Source organism: SAR202 cluster bacterium (assembly GCA_009392515.1).
GTDB lineage: Bacteria > Chloroflexota > Dehalococcoidia > Lucifugimonadales > UBA6952 > UBA6952.
In genome coordinates this window covers 1-23,215 of the sequence record VFGE01000016.1, presented here as the reverse complement: position 1 = coordinate 23,215, position 23,215 = coordinate 1, and the positions used below count along the sequence as shown (strand labels likewise).

22 protein-coding genes are annotated in these 23,215 nt (G+C 34.3%); 11 read left to right on the top strand and 11 right to left on the bottom strand.

Annotated features, from left to right (window positions below; all coding sequences use genetic code 11):
• Positions 1 to 7 precede the first annotated feature (7 nt).
• The gene (locus FI695_01055; protein ID MQG50552.1) at positions 8 to 580 is read left to right on the top strand and encodes a CoA pyrophosphatase; all 573 of its coding nucleotides are present in this window, start codon (positions 8 to 10) and stop codon (positions 578 to 580) included.
• Position 581: 1 nt separating this feature from the next.
• Complete coding sequence (locus tag FI695_01050; protein MQG50551.1) at positions 582 to 3,869, top strand: hypothetical protein; 3,288 nt, start codon at positions 582 to 584, stop codon at positions 3,867 to 3,869.
• On the opposite strand, the gene FI695_01045 is transcribed toward FI695_01050, so the two are convergent.
• The 3 genes from FI695_01045 to FI695_01035 form a co-directional block, all read right to left on the bottom strand.
• Positions 3,866 to 4,666 (bottom strand): DUF1749 domain-containing protein, encoded by an 801-nt coding sequence (locus FI695_01045; protein MQG50550.1) that lies wholly within the window; start codon positions 4,664 to 4,666, stop codon positions 3,866 to 3,868. The genes FI695_01050 and FI695_01045 overlap by 4 nt on opposite strands.
• 22 nt (positions 4,667 to 4,688) lie before the next feature.
• A complete protein-coding gene (locus tag FI695_01040) occupies positions 4,689 to 6,821 on the bottom strand; it encodes a hypothetical protein (GenBank protein ID MQG50549.1) in 2,133 nt (710 codons plus the stop codon).
• 130 nt (positions 6,822 to 6,951) lie between these two features.
• Entirely contained in the window at positions 6,952 to 8,187 is a 1,236-nt protein-coding gene (locus FI695_01035; protein ID MQG50548.1) for a CinA family nicotinamide mononucleotide deamidase-related protein, read from the bottom strand.
• Positions 8,188 to 8,321: 134 nt separating this feature from the next.
• Here FI695_01035 and rpsO point away from each other — a divergent pair, with 134 nt between their 5' ends.
• The 6 genes from rpsO to FI695_01005 all read left to right on the top strand — a co-directional run bounded on the left by rpsO (position 8,322) and on the right by FI695_01005 (position 15,100).
• A complete protein-coding gene (gene rpsO / locus FI695_01030) occupies positions 8,322 to 8,591 on the top strand; it encodes a 30S ribosomal protein S15 (protein MQG50547.1) in 270 nt (89 codons plus the stop codon).
• A gap of 83 nt (positions 8,592 to 8,674) precedes the next feature.
• Entirely contained in the window at positions 8,675 to 10,852 is a 2,178-nt protein-coding gene (locus tag FI695_01025; GenBank protein MQG50546.1) for a polyribonucleotide nucleotidyltransferase, read from the top strand.
• Between the two features lie 19 nt (positions 10,853 to 10,871).
• The gene (locus FI695_01020; protein ID MQG50545.1) at positions 10,872 to 11,675 is read left to right on the top strand and encodes a 4-hydroxy-tetrahydrodipicolinate reductase; all 804 of its coding nucleotides are present in this window, start codon (positions 10,872 to 10,874) and stop codon (positions 11,673 to 11,675) included.
• Positions 11,676 to 11,699: 24 nt separating this feature from the next.
• Positions 11,700 to 12,719, top strand: a complete 1,020-nt coding sequence (locus FI695_01015) for an aspartate-semialdehyde dehydrogenase (GenBank protein MQG50544.1) — start codon at positions 11,700 to 11,702, stop codon at positions 12,717 to 12,719.
• 53 nt (positions 12,720 to 12,772) lie between these two features.
• Entirely contained in the window at positions 12,773 to 13,663 is an 891-nt protein-coding gene (dapA, locus tag FI695_01010) for a 4-hydroxy-tetrahydrodipicolinate synthase (protein MQG50543.1), read from the top strand.
• Between the two features lie 54 nt (positions 13,664 to 13,717).
• Positions 13,718 to 15,100: an MmgE/PrpD family protein gene (locus tag FI695_01005; GenBank protein MQG50542.1), complete on the top strand. Its 1,383-nt coding sequence runs from the start codon at positions 13,718 to 13,720 to the stop codon at positions 15,098 to 15,100.
• Here FI695_01005 and FI695_01000 read toward each other — a convergent pair whose 3' ends face one another.
• The 8 genes from FI695_01000 to FI695_00965 all read right to left on the bottom strand — a co-directional run bounded on the left by FI695_01000 (position 15,101) and on the right by FI695_00965 (position 21,966).
• Positions 15,101 to 15,478 (bottom strand): hypothetical protein, encoded by a 378-nt coding sequence (locus FI695_01000; GenBank protein MQG50541.1) that lies wholly within the window; start codon positions 15,476 to 15,478, stop codon positions 15,101 to 15,103.
• A gap of 10 nt (positions 15,479 to 15,488) precedes the next feature.
• On the bottom strand, positions 15,489 to 16,871 hold the full coding sequence (locus FI695_00995) for an MmgE/PrpD family protein (GenBank protein MQG50540.1): 1,383 nt from the start codon (positions 16,869 to 16,871) through the stop codon (positions 15,489 to 15,491).
• Between the two features lie 29 nt (positions 16,872 to 16,900).
• Positions 16,901 to 17,380: a 6,7-dimethyl-8-ribityllumazine synthase gene (locus FI695_00990; GenBank protein ID MQG50539.1), complete on the bottom strand. Its 480-nt coding sequence runs from the start codon at positions 17,378 to 17,380 to the stop codon at positions 16,901 to 16,903.
• A gap of 23 nt (positions 17,381 to 17,403) precedes the next feature.
• Positions 17,404 to 18,603 (bottom strand): bifunctional 3,4-dihydroxy-2-butanone-4-phosphate synthase/GTP cyclohydrolase II, encoded by a 1,200-nt coding sequence (locus FI695_00985; protein MQG50538.1) that lies wholly within the window; start codon positions 18,601 to 18,603, stop codon positions 17,404 to 17,406.
• A gap of 69 nt (positions 18,604 to 18,672) precedes the next feature.
• A complete protein-coding gene (locus FI695_00980; protein MQG50537.1) occupies positions 18,673 to 19,248 on the bottom strand; it encodes a riboflavin synthase in 576 nt (191 codons plus the stop codon).
• A 5-nt stretch (positions 19,249 to 19,253) separates the two neighbouring features.
• Positions 19,254 to 20,336, bottom strand: coding sequence for a bifunctional diaminohydroxyphosphoribosylaminopyrimidine deaminase/5-amino-6-(5-phosphoribosylamino)uracil reductase RibD (gene ribD, locus FI695_00975; GenBank protein MQG50536.1), 1,083 nt, complete (start codon positions 20,334 to 20,336; stop codon positions 19,254 to 19,256).
• A 3-nt stretch (positions 20,337 to 20,339) separates the two neighbouring features.
• A complete protein-coding gene (locus FI695_00970) occupies positions 20,340 to 20,909 on the bottom strand; it encodes a dCTP deaminase (protein ID MQG50535.1) in 570 nt (189 codons plus the stop codon).
• A gap of 82 nt (positions 20,910 to 20,991) precedes the next feature.
• Positions 20,992 to 21,966, bottom strand: a complete 975-nt coding sequence (locus FI695_00965; GenBank protein MQG50534.1) for a DUF541 domain-containing protein — start codon at positions 21,964 to 21,966, stop codon at positions 20,992 to 20,994.
• Here FI695_00965 and proC point away from each other — a divergent pair.
• The 3 genes from proC to FI695_00950 all read left to right on the top strand — a co-directional run.
• Complete coding sequence (proC, locus tag FI695_00960; protein ID MQG50533.1) at positions 21,923 to 22,729, top strand: pyrroline-5-carboxylate reductase; 807 nt, start codon at positions 21,923 to 21,925, stop codon at positions 22,727 to 22,729. The genes FI695_00965 and proC overlap by 44 nt on opposite strands.
• Positions 22,730 to 22,773: 44 nt before the next feature.
• Positions 22,774 to 22,995, top strand: a complete 222-nt coding sequence (locus tag FI695_00955) for a YggT family protein (GenBank protein MQG50532.1) — start codon at positions 22,774 to 22,776, stop codon at positions 22,993 to 22,995.
• Between the two features lie 23 nt (positions 22,996 to 23,018).
• The coding region (locus tag FI695_00950; protein MQG50531.1) for a peptidase M17 at positions 23,019 to 23,215 on the top strand (197 nt) is incomplete at its 3' end.

Here is a 23,215-nt window from a genome sequence, read left to right as displayed (position 1 = left end):
GTAAAACTTGTTGAATCCAGATTTAGTAGAATTAAGTACAATATTAAGTTCTTCTGATCCTGAAATATTGTCAGATGAAACTTTGTGGAATTCAGCAGTGTGTTTATTACTTTATCCTAAAGATGGCGATTACTGCATATTGTTTAACAAACGTACAGAACTTGTAGAGTTTAATAAAGGTGATATATGTTTCCCAGGTGGTGCACAGGATCCAGAAGATAATCATCTAACAGATACAGCGAAAAGAGAAGTGTTTGAAGAGATGGGAATCAATATCGAAGATATAACACTAATAGGAGACCTAAGTGAAACTAGAACTCGGGCCGGATTTCGAATCCATCCATTTGTAGGGACTATTCCTTATCCATATGAATTCAGTCCTAGTACTGAAGAGGTTGCTGAAGTCCTAGAAGTGCCAATAAAACTACTTTTAAATCCTGATAATTATGAAGACAAAGAAGAGGAATTTCAGTCTAGGGTTTATTTCTTTAATGACCACATAATATGGGGTGCAACTGCAAGAATGCTTAAACAATTCTTGGATATTATCATGAAATCTGGCTGGACCAAAAGGATATAAAATGAAAGAAGAAATAAAAGATATTGAATTAGAGTTATCCAAATTTCCTTCTTCAGTATTAGACGAATTCAAAACCGCTGTAAATAACATACTTTCTATAATTGAAGAGCCATATTTTAGTAGTTGGGCTCGACAGGGAGTCCAAATTGCCCAGAAAACTGTTAGATCATGGGAAGCTGCTGCAGAGTACTATAAATCAAGCTCAGATGTTTCAAAATTTGTTTCGGGTGCTGATTTACTTCATTGGGGTCAATGTGGTTTAAATTTATGTGATCAATCACCTGGTTTGGCTGTATCATTTTTTAAATCGAGTACAGGACCTAGATTACAAAATCTTAATGCGAAAAAAATGTCAGACTGGGCAGAGTTAGGAAGTCGATTATACAAAGGCACTTGGAAATCTAGTGCTTTAGCATCTAAGTTTTTTGAGAGTTCAGGTTCAATACTAGAAGATTTAACTGATACAGAATTGCGAGAATTTGGAGATTTCGTAGAATTAATTTCCAGAAAATCAATTGATGTAGCCACTGAATGTTTGATATTAAGTAAAGATGTATTGCCTTCAATAGATTCAAATAGAAGTGATTTTATAAAAATGGTATCTTCAGTTGCTGAAAATAATTGGAGAGAAGTTAAAAGTTGTTTTGAATATGCTCCAAGATTTATACAAAGTTTTGAACAATCACAACGAGGAAGGTTTATTAATTTATCGGCAAGTATTGCTAAAAATAATTTACCAAACCTTTCATTATTTCTTAACGAAACCTCAAAATCTTTATCTGGATTAGATGAAAATTATCAAAGTAAATTTTTAGATTTAGCTGAACAACTACTTCCAATATCGAGCGAAGCTGTTTTTGCTTTCCTACAAAACGCTCCTCAATTAGTAAACCAGATTACCATTAACCAAATTGAAGTCTGGTTCAATCGAGGTATTGAGTTACTAAATAATAATGTTGAAGGCGGATTGGCTTTTTTCAAAATTGAATCAACAACTTCTGAAAGAGTAATTGATGATTTATCGTCATCAGTTGAACTTGAAAAAGTCCAAGGAGTACTAAGGATTTATTGCAGAGCTCTTGCTGGTGCAGATATAGAAATAGGGAATAGTGCCGAGTTGGTAGCCAAGAATATAGGTTGGGTATCTGCAAATTACGCAACAACTGAAGGAAATGTCGTTTATTTGCCTCACATTTCAGACTATTATGATAATAAGGATCTTAATTTTGGGTTATTTAAAGTTATTTCAACTCATCAAGTAGCTCGAATTGAATTTGGAAGTTTTGAGTTTGATTTTGAGCAAGAATCCTCAAATTTTATTGATAGTCGGTTGCAAAGAGAAACCGAAGCAATTGAACAACATAAAAGCCATGTAGAAATCGATTTGGTTGATGAGAGCCAAGAAACATCTGCCCCAAATGTGGAAAAATCTCACGTAACTGATATGGGGAGATATTTTAACCTTTTCCCTAATAGGAAATTAGCATTAGATTTATTTACTGTTGTCGAAGATGGGCGGCTAGATTATGTAATCAGGAATAAATATCCTGGTTTGGCTGGTTTGTACAAGAGAGTTCAACAAGATTCTATGGAAGACAGACCTGATATTGAAGAAATGCCATTGCAAGAAGCCATGGTTGAATTTCTTGTGAGGTTTAGTCTACAACAATTTCAAGGATTGCCTTGCCCAACGGCATATATTGAAGAGGCTAAGTTATTATTACAAATTTTTAATAAAGTTCTTACAGAAGATACAACTGTTGAAGATTCTGCAGAAGCAACTTTAAGGATATATGATTTAATTGCAGACTTTCCAAATACAGAATTACCTGAAGAAGATTGGTCTGAAATTGATACAGAAATTGAAGAAGAAATGTCAAATGAAGAGATGGAAAATTTATTGCAGCAGATGACTGCTAATTCTTCTCCTGATTTTGGTGATTTAGGGGAGTCTCAGGACTATGAATCACCTCCTCAAGTTGATTTTCGTGGTGATTTCAAACCTGAATTGAGCCAATTGTTAGAAAAGATGAAACTCAATCAAACTGATAGTCAATCTTCGATGGGAGAAGGGATTGAAATTACTGAAGAAATGCTTCAACAGATGCTTGCTGATAGCGCAGAATTGGAACTTGATGCAGAATCTGGGCAATTTGATGAAGAGCTTTCAAACTTTATACAGAATTTGATGAAAGAATCACAAGCTCCTCAAAATGATCAGCAAAAAGAGGGATATGCTCCGATTCCTCACCAAGATGACGAGGGAGAATCCTTAACAGTCCAAGAAGAAAAATCATACGTTTATGATGAATGGGATTTTCGAGCTGTTGATTACAGACCGAGATGGTGTCTAGTGAAAGAAAAACCTATGACGGAAGGAGACACGGAATTTTATCAACAAACCGTTAGTGATTATCGCCAACTAATGAATCAAATAAAACGACAATTCGAAATGCTTATGCCAGAAGTTTATCGGAAAATTAAACATTTACCAGATGGAGATGATTTTGATTTAGATGCAGTTATCGAATCAATTATAGATAAATGGGCAGGAGAATCTCCTTCTGATAAAGTACATTGGAGACGAAATAAAATAGAGCGAGATGTTTCAGTTGCTTTTCTTTTAGATATGAGTGCCTCAACAGCTGAAGCAATAGATGAATCACGAAAAAATCCAGATGATTGGGATGCACCAGATGATCCTGTTGAATATATGGTTTGGCTTAGAGCTCGTCGAGGCGCTGAAAATAAACGTAGCTACAAGCGAATAATTGATTTAGAAAAAGAAAGTATAGTTTTACTTATTAATGCTTTGGAAACAATTGGAGATAGGTATGGTATTTATGGATTTTCTGGATATGGTCGAGAAAATGTTGAATACTATGTAATTAAAGACCTAGAAGAACAATTTAATGAACGTATTAAGCGTCGTATTGATAAAGTTTCTCCGTTACATGCTACAAGAATGGGACCAGCTATTAGGCATGCTGTTTCAAAACTAGCAAAACAAGATTCAAGAACCAAAGTACTATTTTTGATAAGTGATGGAAGACCTCAAGATAGAGGATATAGTCGAGAAGGTGTGGAAAAAGAATATGCAGTTCATGACACGAGGATGGCATTGATAGAGGCAAGACATAAAGGAATTACACCTTTTTGTCTTACTGTTGATAAATCAGGACATGATTATTTAAAAACTATGTGCCAAGATATGGGATACGAGATATTAGATGATATTTCTTCCCTACCAACAAGGCTACCTACCCTTTACAGGAAATTAACTTTTTAATACGGGCTTATGTTACAGTGGGTATAAATGAATTCTTCAATTGCCCACCAATAATATTCTTCACCAAGTATTACTAAGTTGCCATGATCAGCTTCTGGTATGGTTATTATATCTTTAGCCTTACTACCTAGAAGATCAAAAAGAATTTGTGCTTCTGTGATTGGTATCATAAAATCAGCTTCCCCATGAATTAAAAGAGCCGGACTAGTTATAGAATTGCATAATTCGTGGGAAAAATTTTCTAATTCATTTTGCTGGTCTTGTGTTAATTCTACACCAGATATTTCAGCACAGTACTTTGGGCCTGAAAATGAACTTTCAGTAATAATCCCTGATATTTCTTCATTGTGATGAGATGCAATATATAAAGCAGATAAAGATCCAATAGCTTTTCCCATAATAATTATCGGGCCGTTTGCATTTTTATCAGATAATACTTTCTTAAAATAATCAAAGATATTTTCAGAATCATGTAAAGAATTAATTATTGTTGGAGTACCTATTCCATTACCGTATCCGCGATAACTTGCTACAAAAAGATTTACATTAATGCTGAAGAAATCTTGTTTTAAGCCATCATAATCTATTGGTGATTCAGCATTAGCATGAAACAGCAAAATATTTGTCGAATCAGGGTTTTTAAAATAAAACCGCGCATTTATTGAAGCATCGTTATCTATTTCGATCAAATGATCTTCAGATGATTCTTGAGGTGAATTCCAATTATCACGATTTATAAAAATAAAATCGCTTATTTCTTCATGATCTAAAATAGAAATATTAGATAAATCGGCCATATTATAGATTTTCCAATACAGGTTATTTTGATGATTCTTTTAAACGCATTGCATTAGGCTTAAAAAGAACACGGACAGAACCATCAGCATCAGTTCTTTTAGTTATTACTTCATGATTTCCTTCTTCAGCCCAGACAATTACATCATAGATATTTAGAGCATCAGCTAAAATGGCTTCAACATATGAATATGGATTTTCATTTATTTGATTTGTTAAAGCAGCTAATACACCTGCACAAGTTTTACCTCTTCCGTCAATGATATTCCATTCTTCGGAATTAGTACTTGGCTTATCATGTACTTCTATTTCACCACTTTTCCTCTTATCTAATTCTGATTTAAATTTTGCTACTGCTTCCCAAGCAACAGCTCTATCTCTGTCGCCGGTAGAACAGACAGCTCCTCTTACACCAACAATATCAGGATTTATTCTAGCTAGTTCATCAAGATCTGTTAATTTGAGATGCCCAGATAAAGCTGTACTGAGTCCAAGTTTTTTACTTTCAAAAACCATTTCTCTAAGTTTTGCTTCAGGTATAAAGTCAAATAAATTTCTTCCATCTTTGGTAAGAGTATCTATAAGCCATCCATCGCAACCACTTTCTTTGGCAAGAGTAACCATACATTCAGGATCTAACCCCTCTTCATAAAGAACATTATCAGCAAATAAAGATCCAATTAATTTAGTCTCAGTACCTTCCAGAGCTTTTTTTGCTTCTTTTAAAACATCGAGTGCAGTTTCGTAATCAGCTTTGATAAATCCTACTTTAACCGATGTAGCCTTTAAAGAGGCAGCAGCATGAGTTGCCATAGCAACTGTACCGGGTTGATTAGGTACTACTCCTAAAGTAACACTTACATGTTTTTCTTCGGGTATAATTTCTCTTACTTCTTTTACAATAAGGGGATGCCCAGATCCCACCATTGCTTCTTGTAAATTTTTCACATCTACAACATCAGCTCCACCTTTTTCGGCTTCAAGAGCTTCTTTAACGTCTTGAACACTTACCATTAGCATCATACCTGAGTCAAATCCTGTAGGCCTAGCATCAGAAAATGAACCAAGACCATTTTTGTGGCCATTACCATTTTTGTGGCCATTACCATTTTTAGCAATTAAATCTGTAGTATAGACGTTTGAACTTAGTTCTCCAGCTAAATTATTTTGAGTTTTATTAGGGATATTATTCAAAGAAATTACTGAGCTGATATCAGATTTAATTTGTTCTTTTTCACTTTCGGTTAATTCTGAAAAAGGCTGGCGAACACCACCGCTAGCCATACCCATTAATTCTCCCCAGTATTTAACTAAGGTTAATGGTAAAGCGCCCCCAAATTTTTTCACAGTGTATCCCCACCATTTATCTGAGACATCTTTGATTGCTTTAATGTTTTTGTCATAGAAGTTCCAGTCGATATTGCCTTCTGAGGCTTTATCAATAAACTTTACATAATTGTTGTTATTTGGTGTATCAAATCTCCAGTCTGATGTGTTTGCAAACATAACTTGTTGTTTAAATCCTAATGATTCTGCTTTTCTATAAATCCATTCATCTGGGGTACTTATTATTGCTTTTTTTCCTACTAATAAGTGTGTTTCTATAGATGTTTGTTGACTAAAACTTGCTTCTTTTACTCCTACAACATTAGGTATTTGGCATAATTTATTAAGGCCCTGAGGGCTCATTACTATATTAAATTGGGGTGAATTATAAAACATTATTGCAAGATTTGTATGAGAGGCTAATGTACTTACCCATTCAATTACCTGTTCTTCTGTGCGTGCAACCATATATGGTGCTGCCACAATGAGTAAATCAAACCCGGTGGATTGAGCGTGATCTGCTAAATCTAGCATATCTACCATTGATGTATGGCTTATATGAGAACCAATTAGCCAGTTAGATCTACCTTCATCGGCAGTAATATCCATTACTGTTTTTCTTTCATTTTGGCTAAGACTCCAAAATTCACCCATACCCCAAGTACAACCTGCACCTTTAGTTCCTAGGCTTTGGGTGTATTTAATATTTTTTCTTAAACCAATTTCATCAATTTTATTGTTGGAATCAAATGGTGTAACAAGGGTAGTCCATTGACCTTTTAAATTTTCCCATGCCCATTCTTGAGCTTCATTTTTTGAATAGTTTGCCATATTATTCTCCTAATAAATTAGATACAAAATGCATGTATTACTTAATTACACACATAAGCAATATTTTCAACAGTCATAGTTAATTTTATCACAAAACAATGAAAAAAAACGAATCATTGAGTCTAAGATTTTATATGTTTTCAGATATAAAATCAATCAGGGAAAGAATAGCCATAGTTGATGCTCTATTTTTTACAGCATTGCGATTATTGGAAGGAAAGAGATGTTTAGAAACTTTTACTTTGGAGTTATCAGCAATCCCGATAAAAACTGTTCCAGGGATTATGTCTTTAATTTGTTGATTTCCTGCAATCCCTGTCGTAGCTATACCATAATCTGCATTAAAAATATCTTTAGCTTTGATTGCCATTTCTCTACATACTTCTTCACTAATTGAAGTGAATTTTGTTATGGAATCTTCATTAATTCCAAATTGGATTTTAGTGGCATCTGAGTACGAAACCAATCCTCCATGAAGTGAGTTAGAGCTACCGTTAACATTAGTAATTTTATTGGCGATAGTTCCTGCTGTACATGATTCCATGAGACCAAGAGTTTTCTTTTTTGATATTAGAAGTTTTAGTAGAGATTCCTCAGGTAACTCATTGTCTATTCCCCATACATATGAACCAAAAATTTGTTCAACTTTATCGTCAATATTTTTAAGAATATCTAATGCTTTATTCTGATCTTTTGCTTTAGCAATAGCTCTTATGTGTATTCCGTCTTCTTTAGCATAAATTCCTACATAAGGATTTTCATCACCTAAAATTGGAGATGCCATTTCATCAATTCTAGCTTCGGATAATCCAATGGTTTTATATGACCTAGTCATTACTACTTCATTATCTAGTAAGGATATAAGTTTTGGCTTTATTTCATTTTCCCACATTGGATACAATTCTCGTGGAGGCCCAGGCATTGCTATAACGAATTTATTATTTTTTTCTACCCACCATCCAGGTGCAGTCCCATTTGGATTACTTATAGCAGTTGCCGAGGGAATTAGCCAAGATTGTTTAATATTAGTTTCAGGCATATCGGAATTCCTAGCAGAAAAAAAACTTTTTAGGATTTTCAATTGTTCTTCGTTTACAGAAGGTTTTTCATTTACAAGATCTGCAATAGCTTCTCTTGTAAGGTCATCTTTTGTAGGGCCTAGACCACCAGTTGTGAAAACAAATGATGACTTTTCCCAAGCTTTGTGTAAGGCTTCACTATATTCTTCAAAATCATCACCGATTATGGTAATTTTTCTTACTTGTAAACCTACACTAGGCAAATGTAAACTTAAAAAAGAGGAATTCGTGTCTTGGGTCTCCCCCATTAGTAATTCTGTACCTGATGCAATTATTTCTGCGTCCATCCTAACCTCGAACAATTAGTATTATCAATGAATACCTAAATATAGAATGTAAATTTGATTTAAATATTACCATATGTTATATTTTCTTATTGTAATAATAAAGCAAAGTGAAAGTATATAAAAAACCTTAAAGGATTATGGTTACTCAAGAAATAAAGAATTCAGTAATAAAAGATTACCAGAAACATGATACTGATACAGGTTCATCAGAGGTTCAAGTCGCACTATTAACAGAAAGAATTAATAGATTGACTGATCATTTACGAGCCAACCATAAGGATTTTCAGTGTCGACGTGGTCTTATGCAACTAGTCGGAAGAAGACGTCGCTTACTACGATACGTAAGTCAAAATGACGTTTCTGAATACAGGGCTCTTATTAGCCGCTTAGGCATCAGGAGATAATACCTCTTCAAATTCTTGTAGAGGTATTTTTATTTCAATTTATTTACCAATGTGCTCTCGCTAATTAAAGTTAGGAGTTTTTTATGTCCCAGATTTTTTCCAAAGTTGTAGGTGGCAAAGAATTAAAAATTGAAGTAGGCAAATTTGCAGAACAAGCTTCAGCTGCTGCATTAGTAACCTATGGTGAATCTGTTGTGTTAGCAACAGTTTGTACTGCGGATGCAAGGGAGGGAATGGATTTTTTCCCTCTTACCGTTGATTATGAAGAAAGGCTTTATGCAATTGGTAAGATACCAGGTAGCTTTTTCAGAAGAGAAGCTCGACCACCCACTAATGCTATCTTAACTTCACGCGTAACAGATCGATCAATTAGGCCTTTATTTCCAAAAGGTTTTAGAAATGAAGTACAGGTTATAATTTCAGCAGTTTCCCACGACCAAGAAAACCCTTTAGATATTCTTGCCATTGTAGGTGCATCAGTAGTTTTATCCCTTTCTGAGATACCTTTTAGTGGCCCAGTTGCAGGATGTCGTATTGGCTATATAGATTCGGAATTTGTTGTTAATCCTACTTATGATCAAATAACCCAAGGTTCTTTAGACTTGACTATTTCGAGTACAAATGAGGCAGTTGTTATGGTTGAAGCTGGAGCATCAGAATTACCAGAAGATATTATGCTTGATGCTTTAGAAAAAGGTAGGGAGGTAAATTCAGAAATAATTCAATTTATTGAAGAAATAAAAAATACTTGTGGTAAAGAAAAAATTGAATTTATACCTGCAGCAGAAATCGAAGGTCTCGAAGGCGACATTAAAGAATTGGTTGGCGATAGAGTTAAAGCAATTTTTGACGAAGGCGCAGCCAAGGGCGAGAGAAACCAAGTTTTGGATGATATGCAAGATGAATTAAATGAAAAGCTTGTGGAAAAATATGAATCCTCTGACATAAATGAGGGATTCGAAAAGATCTTAAAAAAGACTATGAGAAACAAAATCTTAGATGATGGCAAACGACCAGATGGTAGAGGTGTAGATGAAATACGACCATTGTCTATTGAAGTTGGAATTTTGCCTAGAACACATGGAACCGGTCTGTTTCAACGAGGTCAGACTCAGGTTCTATCGGTGGCAACACTTGCTGGCTTGAGTATGGTGCAAAATTTGGATAATTTAAGTCCAGAGGAAACAAAACGTTATATGCATCATTATAACTTTATGCCTTATTCAACAGGAGAAGTGCGAAGAATAGGTACAGGTCGTAGAGAAATTGGACATGGAGCTTTGGCAGAACGTGCTTTAGAACCAGTTATACCTTCAGAAGAAGACTTTCCTTACGCTATTAGAATAGTATCAGAAGTTTTAAGTTCAAATGGAAGCACATCTATGGGAAGCGTTTGTGGTAGTACTCTTTCATTAATGGATGCAGGTGTACCAATTAAAAGTCCAGTTGCAGGAATAGCAATGGGATTAATTTTATCTGATGATTCTAGTAGTTATGCAGTTTTGACTGATATTCAAGGAATAGAAGATTTTCAGGGAGATATGGATTTCAAGGTTGCTGGATCAAGAGAAGGAATTACCGCTTTGCAAATGGATGTAAAAGTCCAAGGAATTAATTTTGAAATAATGAAAGATGCTTTAGGCAAAGCTAAAGATGCACGTTATAGGATATTGGACGCTATGTTAGAAGTGATTGATTCTCCAAGGGTCGATATGAATCCTTATGCTCCAAGAATGATAAAAATTAGCGTTCCTGCAGAAAAGATAGGAACTGTTATCGGACCTGGTGGAAAAACTATAAGAGGTATGATCCAAGATTATAATGTATCAATTGATGTAAGTGATGATGGTACAGTGGTAGTTGGGTCTTCAGATCAAAGTAGTGCTGACGCTGCCATATTTGCTATTCAATCATTAGTTAAAGAAATAGAAGTCGGAGAAATATATACTGGTAAAGTCACGCGCATAATGAATTTTGGTGCTTTTGTTGAAGTATTGCCTGGTAAAGAAGGTTTGGTTCATATAAGTCAGCTTGCAACCCACAGGGTTGAAAATGTTACTGACGAAGTTGATGTGGGTGACGAGATAACAGTATTGGTAAAAGAGATAGATCAACAAGGTAGAGTAAATTTATCACGAAAAGCTGTTTATGCTGATGACTCAGATGAAGAATCAGAATCATCAGGCGATAGAGAGCAAAATTATAAAGGCAGATCTAATAATAACCGACGCGATAGGCGAGACAATAAGAAACGTTTTTAATTATATAGAGTGATTTCTCATGAATAATAATTCTAAAATAAAAGTTATTGTGCATGGAGCAATGGGAAAGATGGGTTTAATTGCTACTGAAGCTATTCTACAAGATAGTGATTTAGCCATAGCTGGATTTGTTGGGACAAAAGATAGAGGAAATTCTGTAGTAGTTAATGGTATAAACGGTTCTATTCCTTATACAACAGATATATCCTACGCTGTTAATAATTATAATCCAGATGTGGTAATTGATCTGACAAATGCTCAAGCATGTATGGTGGCCGCCAAAATATGTAGTTCAAATTCAATTCCTATGGTTACTGGTTCCTCAGGCTTGAATGATAACGATCTGAACGAATTAGCTAATTTAGCCAATTCTGGGAATATTGGTATTTTGGTCGCACCTAATTTTGCACTTGGTGCGGTTATTTTAACCCATATTGCCAGTATAGCTGCGAATTTTTTTGATTATGTGGAAATTATTGAATCACATCATGAGCAGAAAGTAGATGCCCCTTCAGGTACAGCTCTTTCTTTAGCAAAGTCTATTAGCGATGGCAAAAAATTTATTCAACCTCCAACACATAAAGAAACGATTAAAGGTACTAGAGGTGGCGATTACAATACAGTAAATATCCATAGCGTGCGTTTACCTGGAAAGTTAGCTCAACATGAGGTTGTTTTTGGATCTAGTGGACAAACCCTTTCATTAAGACATGATACATTGAGTAGGGAATGCTATATACCAGCTATTTCTATATCACTAAAAAAAATAACCAAGATTAAAGGTTTAGTTAACGGATTAGAAACTATTCTAGATCTTAAATAATTTATATCAGCGAGGTAATACTAAATGGATAATCCTAATATAGTAGTCATTGGTGCTACTGGAACAGTTGGAACGATATTTTTAGACTTATTAGAAAAAAGAAATTTTCCGATTGGTAATATTAAAGTGTGTGCCTCTCCAAAATCTGTAGGAAAAAAAATTCGATTTAATGGGGCTGATCTCATAGTAGAAGAAGCCACAGATGATATTTTTGATGATGCTGACTTTGCATTTGTTTCAGCTTCCACTGAGGTTAGTAGAAATATTGTGCCCATAGCAGCCAGTCATGGAGCTATTGTCATTGATGATAGCTCTGCATTTAGGATGGAAAAACATGTTCCTTTAGTTATACCAGAAGTTAATGCAAATGATCTTAAAAATCATGAAAATATTGTTGCAATACCAAATTGTTCTACTACACAAATGGTAATGGCACTTTATCCGTTACACGTTAAAAACCCCATAAAAAGAGTTGTTGCGGATACATATCAATCAGTTTCTGGTACTGGTGGTAATGCGATGAAAGAGTTAGAACAACAAACTGAACAGATAAATAATGGTTTAATTACCTCACCGGCTGTATATCCTCATGAAATAGGATATAACGTTATCCCTCATATAGAAGGATTCTTAGAAGATGGATATACAAAAGAAGAACGTAAAATGGTTGAAGAGACTCAAAAAATTATGCATGCAGACAATTTAGCAGTTTCTGCAACATGTGTAAGAGTTCCTGTATTTGTATCACATAGCGAATCTTTACATATTGAGTTTAGTCAAGCTATGGAAGTGGATACTGTAAAGGAATTATTATCGAATTTTCCTGGTGTTTCAGTTATTGATAATCCTGAACAAAATCTATATCCATTAGCTCGCAATTCAGCGGGATCAGATGAAGTATATGTAGGAAGAATTAGAAAAGATATATCTACTCCTAATGGTATAGCCATGTGGGTAGTCTCTGATAATCTTCGTAAAGGTGCAGCAACTAATGCAATTCAAATTGCTGAAGAAATACTTACTCAAAACTTATTGCATACTTGATTAAATATGATAAACTTGTCTAACTATTCATATTTTAACAAGGAGTAATTCAAATGGTTGCTTTGGGGCGTTTGTTTACAGCTATGGTAACACCTTTTGATTCTGACGATTCAGTTGATTACAAAAATGCTAGACGTTTAGCAACTGCTCTAGTTGAATCAGGTAGCGATGGATTAGTAGTATCTGGCACCACAGGAGAATCACCTACCCTATCTACAATCGAAAAAATGAAACTATTTTCTGAAATAAAAGAAGAACTAGGAGATAGTAAAAGTGTTATTGCTGGAACCGGGAATTATAGTACTAAAGAAAGTATTGAGTTGAGTGCTGAAGCAAAAAAGGCTGGCGCTGATGCATTATTACTAGTTGTTCCATATTATAACAAACCAACTCAAGAAGGTTTATATCAACATTTTAGATCAATAGCTGAAAGTACTGATTTACCATGTATTTTATATAATGTTCCTAGTCGTACTATCACTAACTTAAATGCCGAGACCACGATTCGATTGAGTCAAATTCCAAATATTGTAGGTATAAAAGAAGCAAGTTCTGATTTTGATCAAATATCTTATATTATTGATGGCACTAATGAAGACTTTAAAGTTTGGAGCGGGAATGATTCTGATACTTTTTCCATTATGTGTTTAGGAGGATATGGAATTATAAGTGTTGCTAGTCATTTAGTAGGTTTGCAAATAAAATCTATGATACAAATGTTACTAGATGGCAGTATAAGCGGTGCAGCATCACTACATCGTAAGCTGCTACCCATATCAAAAGGATTGTTTACTGTAGCTAATCCTATTCCAGTGAAATATTGTGTAAATTCTGTAGGTTTTCCTGCTGGACATACTCGTTTACCATTGGATGAAGTAGATGAAACCACAAAAGCTTTTCTGGAAAATTTATTATCTCAATATGAAATAGACTTACCAGTTTAATTACAGCATATTTTATAAATTCGAATGTAAGATTAAAATATTTGGAGGATACCTATGAGCTCGTCTGAAACAGATAATACGATTATTAAACAATTAGCAGATTATTTTATTGATGCTCAAAAGGCAGATTTACCTGATAATGTTGCTTTAAAAACGAAACATCATATTCTAGATACGTTAGCTGCGATGGTTTCTGGAACGACTTTACCACCTGGGGAATTTGCTATTAAGTATGCCAAACTGCAGGGTAGTTCAGATCAATCCCAAATCATAGGCACTAACTTTTTGACAAATGCTGTAACAGCATCATTGGCCAATGGAATGTTAGCACATTCAGATGAAACAGATGATTCTCATGCTGCGTCAGGAACTCATCCAGGATGTACAATTATACCTCCTGCTCTTGCTATGGGGGAAAAAAACCAAACTGATGGAAAAACCTTTTTGAATTCGATTGCTTTGGGATATGACATGTGTGCAAGATTTATGAGAGCTTTTGGAGGAGGTACATTCCAAAGAATGCATGGAAGAGGATTTAGTAGTCATGCTATTGGTGGTGTATTTGGAGCAGCAGCAGCTGCTGGAACTCACATTGAATTAGATGAAAAAAAGGTTAGATATTTACTTTCTTATACTACACAGCAAGCATCTGGTATTACAGCATGGCAATTAGATCTAGAACATATTGAAAAAGCTTTTGATTTTGCAGGAATGCCCTGCAGAAGTGGTGCGACTGCTGCTACTATGGTAGAAGCTGGATTTACTGGTGTTTGGGATGTGATAGAAGGTCAAAATAACTTTTTTGATTGTTTTGCTTCAGAACATTTCCGATCAGAGTTAATTAAGGGGTTGGGTTCTCATTATGAAATAATGGATACAAACATAAAGAAATATTGTGTGGGGTCGCCTATTCAAGCACCTGTAGATGCATTACTTAATATTGTAAGAGATCATGAAGTTAATCCTTCTGATTTAAATAATATGACAGTATATTTAGCACATGGTGATAGCCGCTTAACAAGTGATGCCCAAACTATGCCCGATATAAACCTGCGTTATTTATTAGCAGTAAGTTTATTAGATAGAGGTTTATCTTTTGAAGCAGGTCACGATTTTGATCGTATGTCAAATGATGATGTCGTACAGATTATGAACAAAATTCAAGTTGAAACTGATCCTAGTCTCATTACTCCAGAAAGTCCACGTCAAGGGGTTGTAGAATTTAATCACACTAATGGTGAAAAATATCGAAATCATGTTGTAGTAGTAAAAGGTGCTATGGAAGATCCATTAAGCACAGAGGAAGTGGAAATTAAGGAACGACCACTTTTAGAGATGGTAATTGGAAAAGATAAAACTGATCAATTGATTGATACTATATGGAATTTAGAATCTTTAGGTAATGTTAGGGATTTAAGAGATCTATTACGACCATAACTATCTTCTTCTTGCTCTAAATAAAGTTATTACAAACAATTGAATACAGGACCAAAAAAATCCACCTGACATACTCAACACAAAAATTGTTGAAAGCATTTGTCCTGAGGTTTGAGATCCTCCACCACCAAAAATCGGGCCTAGAACAGGAAAGAATAGAGTTACAAATGAAGGAAACAGTATGAATTTTACCTTTATTGCCAGTAGCCTTGATACCAAATACGGCGCTATCCCAGCAGCCCCAATACAGAGCACGAATTCATAGAATTCTAATATTCCATTCCTAGAGAAAAAAGTAAGGACTCCAAAAAAAATCAGACAGGAAGCTATTGCAGATAAAGCACCTGCCCCTAAGAGTTTATACGTTCCGGAACCCATAATTTAACCTCTATTTTCTTGCAGTTAGTTCTATAACTTCATCTATATTATTTACAGATTCTAGGTTCCAAAGTTTTGATAATAGTTCGTTTAATTGATCTTCAGAGAGGTCTCCGTATTGTAAAGCCATCGGGCGGAATTTATTTTCTAATTGCTCATTAGTCATTAATCTTTCATAATGGCCTAAATGAAATGCAACTTTGGTAGAAAACTTCTCTCCAGAATTTGTTTCTATAGTTAAAACATTTAATGGCACATCAGGCCAAGCTTTCGACGACTCTTCGCCAACCTCAACTTGTATTTTACTCATTAATTCTCTGACGTTGTCTTTTTTGTAATATTCTTCATCATAATGGCGGATTTCTAAGTTTCCATCCATCAATGCAACTGCCATAACAAAAGGTAGACTATGATCTGCACTTTCTCGAGTTTCAGGTTTCCATCGAGATATATCGCCACCCATCGCAGATTTTCCCGAAGGAAAGGTTTCTAGTAAAATTGATTTAATTTCATCTACGTTTTTTATGTTATTTCGTAATTCTAGAACTGCTTCAATCGCACTTTGAGAAAAGTATCCCGAAGGGAAAGGTTTTACTCTAGCTCTCATAATTTTAAATTCTCCACCTTTATTGCCAAATGGTGGTAATTCAACTTTATTACCAATAGCATTGAAATATCCGCCTTCACCTTCAAAAACAAAATTTGGTCCGGTCATACCTTTTGCAGCAAGCATAGAGCAAAAAACGCCATTTCTTGAAGCATTTCCTACTGCACATCCTTTCCAATGAGAAATTTGCCCTGTTCGTATTTGACCTATAGAAAGGTGAGAAGAAACAGCCAAACTAACAGCGTGATCCATTTGTTCTTTATCTAAACCTAAAATTTTTGCAGATAAAACGGAGGCTGCTACTAGTCCAAGAGCAGATTGATCCCAATGGCGAAATCCAGTAGATCCTTCAAAAATAGGCGTGTCGGTAAGACCACACAATATTTCATAACCTAATACTGTACCTAAAATAACATCTTTTCCGTTACCATCAGGTTTTGCACTTGCTGCAGCAAGTGCAGGTCCTACCATATCACTTGGGTGACAGGTGGTATATCCTGTGTAGGTATCATTGTAATCAAGATACCTTATCATTGCTCCATTTACAAAAGCTGCAAGGTCTGGAGAAGTCGGTTCAGCAGATCCTAATACCTTTGAAGGAGTAGATGAAGAAATTTCTTTTGCTGATGCTTGGGCAATAATAGCCGGAGGGCTTTTACTTGCTCCTAAAGCACAACCTACAGCATCTAAGATAAAGTGTTTAGCACGTTCCACAACATCTTGTGGAATATCTTCAAATTTTAAATCTTGTGCATAAGATGTCATATTATCTAAAAATTTATCCATTTTAGTCCTCCGAATTTAGGTATAAAATTTTATAATTGTTTAATAAGATTAGCGGCCTTGATTGCAGCTTCAGCAGATTCGTATCCTTTATTTTGTTTTCCAGGTTTTGATCTTTCTACTGCTTGCTCTTCTGTTAATGTAGTAAGTACCCCAAAGATTGTAGGGATACCTGTAGATAAAGCACATTCTGCTATACCCGTTGCAGCTTGATTTGCGACATGAAAGTAATGATCTGTTTCATGTTTTATAACACATCCAATACAAATAATCGCATCAGGTTTGATTGACGTGGCGATTTTTTTTGCTATTACTGGAATTTCAAATGCACCTGAAACATATGTAACAATTATGTTGTTCTTCAATATCTCATTATGTTTCAAGCAATCTATTGCGCCTTCTAATAATGGTAATGTAATATTGCCATTAAATTCAGACACTACTATTGCAATTGTTAAACCAGAAGCGTCAAGAGTTCCACGTATTTCTTGTACATTATTTTGTTCATTCATATTATTTTTTACTAAGGTATATGTTAAATTGAATGACCTAGTCTGTCTCGTTTTGTATCTAGATATTGTTTATTGACAGAATTAGCTTCTATAACAATTGGTACTTGTTCTACAATATCTATACCGTAGCTGTTCAATCCTACAATTTTTTTTGGATTGTTTGTTAGCAATTTCATTTTTGTAATTCCAAGGGATGAAAGAATTTGTGCTCCTATACCATACCAACGCAAATCAGGCGGGAATCCAAGTTTTGTGTTTGCATCTACAGTATCCATACCTTGATCCTGCAATTCGTACGCTTTTAATTTGTTATGCAAACCTATGCCTCTTCCTTCTTGTCTCATATACAAAAATACACCGCATTCAGAGTTCGCAATTAATTCGAGAGATTTTTCCATTTGTTCACCACAATCGCATCGTAAACTTTTAAATGTATCTCCGGTTAAACATTGGCTATGAACTCTGACCAATGGAATTTGATCAGAAGATCCTAAATCACCTTTTACTAATGCTACATGCTCGTCAGAATCAGTAAGACTACGAAAAGCCACAGAAGTAAACTCTCCATATTTTGTTGGAAGTTTAGTTTCAGCAACTTTCACAATCATTTTGTCTTTTTGGTGCCTGTATTCAATTATTTGTTCTACACTTATAATTTTAATGTCAAATTCTTCTGATAATTTTTCTAATTCTGACATACGGGCCATTGTGCCATCTTCATTCATTACTTCACATATTACTGCTGCGGGATATAATCCAGCTAATTTTGCCAAATCTACTGACCCTTCTGTTTGTCCGGCACGAACTAGTACACCACCTTCAGCATACCTTAAAGGAAATATATGTCCCGGTTTTTGTAGATCTTCAGGTCTTGTCGTAGGGTTTAACACTGCTTTTACTGTTGCTGATCGGTCATATGCAGATATACCAGTAGTTGCACCATCAGTTTTTGTGTCAATTGATACAGTAAATGCTGTACCTAATCTAGCGGTATTTTCTGGTACCATTAAAGGAATATCCAAATGCTCAAGTCTTTGGCCTATAATTGGCATACAAATTAAACCTCTACCATATGAAGCCATAAATGTAATAACTTCAGGGGTAATAAATTCAGCAGCAATAGCCAAATCTCCTTCATTTTCTCGATCTTCATCATCAACTATGATGACCATCTTGCCATTTTGAATATCTTTAATAACGTCTTCTATATCACTAAGAGGCATATATTTCTCCTGCACATGGATAATTATAGTTTGATCATTATAGACCAGTTGATATTACTTTGCTAGTTTTTATTTTTCTAAAAATCTTTCTATATAACGGGCAATTATATCAGTTTCAACATTAATACGATCTCCTATTTTTCTGTTTTGTAAGTTCGTATTTTCCCAGGTATGTGGAATTATAGAAACTCTAAATGTGTTATTGATGATTTCATTAACTGTGAGGCTTATACCATCTAAAGTTATAAAGCACTTTTTAACGATGTATCGATTGAGATATTCTTGTGATTTTAAATCAATTTCATAAGAGATATCGTTTTTTATAATATTTACAATCGTGCACGTTCCTTCAATATGGCCTTGAACAATATGTCCTCCAAATCTATCTTGAGGAGAAAGTGGTCGTTCAAGGTTTACTAAGTTATTTAATGTTAATTCACCTATGTTAGATAATTTTTTTGTTTCCGGTCCTATATTTACTGTACCTGAATTTTTATCAAGTGAAATCAAAGTCAAACAAACTCCGTTTACACATATACTGCTACCAACTATTGCATCTTCAATTGTTTTCGATGCGCTAAAAGCCAAGGTATCATCTGTAATATTTAATACTTTTCCTACTTCTTCTACTATTCCAGTGAACATAAATTTTACCTATTGGGGTATCCGGTTAGTAATAAATCTGAATCATATTTCTCTATTTTAGTGTTTTTGAGCTTAATTATATCAGACATAGTTTCTGCGCCTAAACCTCCTATTGCAGATGGTGTATTTTGTCCACCTATAAGTATTGGTGCAATAAAAGCATATACTTTATCTATTAAATGGAGATTGAAAAAAGATCCTAATATTTCACTACCACCCTCGATTAATATTTGATATTTTTGTTTACTATACAGAAAATTAATAAGCTCATTTATATCTACTTTGTTTTCTTTGGGTAACTTAATAAACTGAATACCTTTTTGCTCAAAATAATTCTTTTTATCTTCAGTAATTTGGTTGTATGCAATAAGAGTATTAGTGGGATTATTCATTACATTTGATTCGATGGGAATATTGCAATTACTATCAATAACCACCTTCAAAGGTTGGTATTCGTATTCATTTCCATCTTTTTTGCGTGCAGTTAATAATGGGTTGTCTTTTAGAATAGTATTTATACCAACAATGATTACATCACTTGCAGATCGTATCTCGTGTACTTTATTTCTTGAAAATTCATTTGTTATCCATTTTGATTCGCCAGAAGCAGTGGCAATTTTCCCATCTAAACTTGCGGCAAATTTAGCGGATATAAAAGGCTTTTGTTTTTTGTGGTAGTGGATATAAGCTTCATAAAATTTCTTTATTAAATCTGTATTTTTGCTTTTTTCTACTGTAATATTAGCATCTTGAAGTTTTTTAATACCATAACTAGAAACTTTTGGATTAGGATCTTCAATTCCATAAACCACTTTCGTGATTCCTGATGAGATGATTTTATCAACACAGGGTGGTGTTTTCCCTGTATGTGAGCAAGGTTCTAACGTGACATACAAAGTCGCACCATTACTTGCCTCCTGTAAATTTTCTAGTGCCATAATTTCAGCATGGCTTTGTCCTGGTTTTTGGGTATAACCTGAGCCAATTATTACGTTATTTTTAACAACGACAGCTCCTACTGCAGGGTTTGGGTAACATAACCCAACTGCTAATTTGGCCTGATCTAAAGCTAATTCTAAAAAATCCATAACTTATTTTGATGGGAAATCTTTATGTAATTTACTTGCAGTAGGAAGTTTTTGACCTTGGTATTTACTACCTAATTCAGAAGAACCATATAGCCTTGTTGCTGGTGTTGTTAGTTGTAAAAATGACAATTGGCCAATTTTCATTTTGTAGTAAAGAGTTATAGGTAAATTAGAAACATTGCTTAATTCCAATGTTAAATTACCTTTCCATCCTGGGTCAACATAACCTGCAGTTGAATGTATTAATAGACCTATTCTACCTAAAGAACTTTTGCCTTCCAGTCTAGCTACTAGGTTTGCCGGTATTTCAATATTTTCTAAGGTGCTTCCAAGAATGAATTCTCCTGGGTGTAGAATAAAAGGGGTTTCGTCCTCAATGGTTTCTAAATCCATTAATCCTTCTAGGTCTTCCCTGACATCAATATAAGGCCGTCTTGAATTACGAAAAACTAGGACTTTATTGTCTAAATGTACGTCAACAGAAGCAGGTTGTATATCATTTGGATCCAAAGGATCTATAACAATATTCCCTTTTTCAATTTGTTCTTTAATTGTTACATCACTAAGTACCATCTTTATCCTCATTTGAATATTAATTACGTATTATCAAATATTATACATATTTTCTTATTCAAATACTTTCATGAAGTTATCGTTAATTATCATTGATATCAAAATGCATTTGAACTTGTACTGATACAGAGATATCTCCAGACATAATTGGAGTTTCAATAAATGATTCTGCTCTAGCCATAGCCATCATTGGCATATCTGATACTGATTCAAAAGCGTTAGGAGATGATATTTCATTTATATATTTTGGATTACCCAATTTAATATTAGCGGTACTGGCTATTTCTTGAGCTTTTTCCATAGCATTTTTTACTGCAATTTCTCTAGCTGATTTTATAATACTTGTTTTGTCTTCTAGATCAAATGTAATTGATTCGAAGTCAATTAATTCGTCACTATTCATGATAATTACATCAATTATTTCTCCAACCTTATCTAATTCATATATTTTTACGTTAACTGAATTGGTTGTTTTGAACCCTATAAGTTCCATTTTTCTTTTTTTATCATTCCATTCTTTTTCGGGGCCAATTCTAAAATAATTGGTCGTTATATTTTCTTTGGATATATCCTTAGCTATCAATTCATCAATTATATTTTGTAATGCTTTTGCAGCGGTATTTCTTGACTCTGAAGCTGTATCTTTAATCGAAAGTACGCTGAAATTTATTATAGCAATATCTGGATTTGCATCAGCTATACCTTTCCCGATCACATTAATTCCAGTAGCAACTTGTTGAGTATTCAAAATGCTTAGATCTTTAGTCATGTCATTTTGAGATGTAGTCTCTGTTGAAGGTAATGGTACAGAAATAGAGTCTGATCCTGCTTCTTCTGAACCAAAATCCACGCTGTTGTTACAAGCAATACTTATTAATCCAACACTGATAATTAAAAATATAAATTGTTTTTTCAACATACTAATTATTCCTACGCTAAATTTTTGCTTTATCATACCCAGAAGTACTATAATATACAATCTTCCTAATATAAAAAATAAGGATGTGAATTGAATGACAATCGGTTTCATAGGCGGAGGAATTATGGCTGAAGCCATAATTCGAGGAGTGCTTAATCAAAAAACTATTACTGCTTCAGACTTTCTTATCTCTGAATTAGTTGAATCGCGTAGAAATTTTTTGAAAGATAAATACAAAATAAATATAACTAGTAACAACACCGAATTGATAGAAAAATCTGATGTAATTATTTTATGTGTAAAACCGCAAAATTTACTTAATGTGGGAGAAGAATTAAAAGGATCTTTAAATCCACAGCAACTTTTAATTTCTATTCTTGCAGGGATATCAATAGATAAATTAATAGATCAATTTGATCATAAGAAAGTAATTCGTGTTATGCCAAATACACCTGCTCAAATTGGGCAAGGGGCTAGTGTGTGGCTTTCTTCCGAAGAAGTAAGTATAGATGATAAATTGTTCGCAAAAAATATTCTTTCCTCATTAGGTTTAGAAATTGAAGTTATGGATGAAAAATTAATTGATATTGGTACTGCCTTAAGTGGGAGTGGCCCTGCATATGTCGCTTTATTTATTGAAAGTCTAATAGATGCCGCAGTGGCATTAGGAATGACTAGGGATATGGCTGAAAAGCTTGCCTTGCAAACCGTTTCGGGCACTTCAAAGTTGATGTCAGATCAAAATATATCTGCTGTGGAATTAAAAACAATGGTTACTTCTCCTGGAGGAACTACGGCTGAAGCATTGATGACATTAGAGAAAAAACAATTTAGGACTGCTTTGATGGAAGCGGTGTATAGTGCTTACAAAAAATCTGTATCATTAAGAGGTGAGTCTTGAGAGCAATAGCCGAACTTGTAAATCTATTTAGTGTAATACTCTATATGTGTATATTTGCTCGCGTGATTTTATCTTGGCTTTCTCCTTCAATTCAAAGTAGTAATTTTGCTTTAGTTATATATCTAATTACAGAACCTATCCTAAGGCCAATCAGAAGAATAGCTGCTCCGATTGGTGGAACCTTAGATATTAGCCCAATTATTGCGTTATTACTGATTCAATTTATAGAAAGAATAATACTGCGTATTCTTTTTGCTGTTAGTTAGAAAGACGAATCAAGGAGGATTGTGTGAAAATTTCATGTTTAAAATCAGAAGTAAGTTCAGTAGAAACCGAAGCATTAGTAATAAATTTATTTGAAGATGTGAAAATACCTGGAGGAGCAACCGGAACAATAGACACTCTTACAGGTGGCAAAATTTCGAGACTTATAAAATCTGGTGAAATAACTGGGAAAAAGAACGAAATTACCATCATTCATACTTT

Excerpts from the sequence above, each read along its gene's own strand:
- FI695_01050 (MQG50551.1), top strand. The coding sequence starts at position 582 with ATGAAAGAAGAAATAAAAGATATTGAATTAGAGTTATCCAAATTTCCT.
- FI695_01045 (MQG50550.1), bottom strand. The coding sequence starts at position 4,666 with ATGGCCGATTTATCTAATATTTCTATTTTAGATCATGAAGAAATAAGC.
- FI695_01040 (MQG50549.1), bottom strand. The coding sequence starts at position 6,821 with ATGGCAAACTATTCAAAAAATGAAGCTCAAGAATGGGCATGGGAAAAT.
- FI695_01035 (MQG50548.1), bottom strand. The coding sequence starts at position 8,187 with ATGGACGCAGAAATAATTGCATCAGGTACAGAATTACTAATGGGGGAG.
- FI695_01025 (MQG50546.1), top strand. The coding sequence starts at position 8,675 with ATGTCCCAGATTTTTTCCAAAGTTGTAGGTGGCAAAGAATTAAAAATT.
- FI695_01020 (MQG50545.1), top strand. The coding sequence starts at position 10,872 with ATGAATAATAATTCTAAAATAAAAGTTATTGTGCATGGAGCAATGGGA.
- FI695_01015 (MQG50544.1), top strand. The coding sequence starts at position 11,700 with ATGGATAATCCTAATATAGTAGTCATTGGTGCTACTGGAACAGTTGGA.
- dapA (MQG50543.1), top strand. The coding sequence starts at position 12,773 with ATGGTTGCTTTGGGGCGTTTGTTTACAGCTATGGTAACACCTTTTGAT.
- FI695_01005 (MQG50542.1), top strand. The coding sequence starts at position 13,718 with ATGAGCTCGTCTGAAACAGATAATACGATTATTAAACAATTAGCAGAT.
- FI695_01000 (MQG50541.1), bottom strand. The coding sequence starts at position 15,478 with ATGGGTTCCGGAACGTATAAACTCTTAGGGGCAGGTGCTTTATCTGCA.
- FI695_00995 (MQG50540.1), bottom strand. The coding sequence starts at position 16,871 with ATGGATAAATTTTTAGATAATATGACATCTTATGCACAAGATTTAAAA.
- FI695_00990 (MQG50539.1), bottom strand. The coding sequence starts at position 17,380 with ATGAATGAACAAAATAATGTACAAGAAATACGTGGAACTCTTGACGCT.
- FI695_00985 (MQG50538.1), bottom strand. The coding sequence starts at position 18,603 with ATGCCTCTTAGTGATATAGAAGACGTTATTAAAGATATTCAAAATGGC.
- FI695_00980 (MQG50537.1), bottom strand. The coding sequence starts at position 19,248 with ATGTTCACTGGAATAGTAGAAGAAGTAGGAAAAGTATTAAATATTACA.
- ribD (MQG50536.1), bottom strand. The coding sequence starts at position 20,336 with ATGGATTTTTTAGAATTAGCTTTAGATCAGGCCAAATTAGCAGTTGGG.
- FI695_00970 (MQG50535.1), bottom strand. The coding sequence starts at position 20,909 with ATGGTACTTAGTGATGTAACAATTAAAGAACAAATTGAAAAAGGGAAT.
- proC (MQG50533.1), top strand. The coding sequence starts at position 21,923 with ATGACAATCGGTTTCATAGGCGGAGGAATTATGGCTGAAGCCATAATT.
- FI695_00965 (MQG50534.1), bottom strand. The coding sequence starts at position 21,966 with ATGGCTTCAGCCATAATTCCTCCGCCTATGAAACCGATTGTCATTCAA.
- FI695_00955 (MQG50532.1), top strand. The coding sequence starts at position 22,774 with ATGTGTATATTTGCTCGCGTGATTTTATCTTGGCTTTCTCCTTCAATT.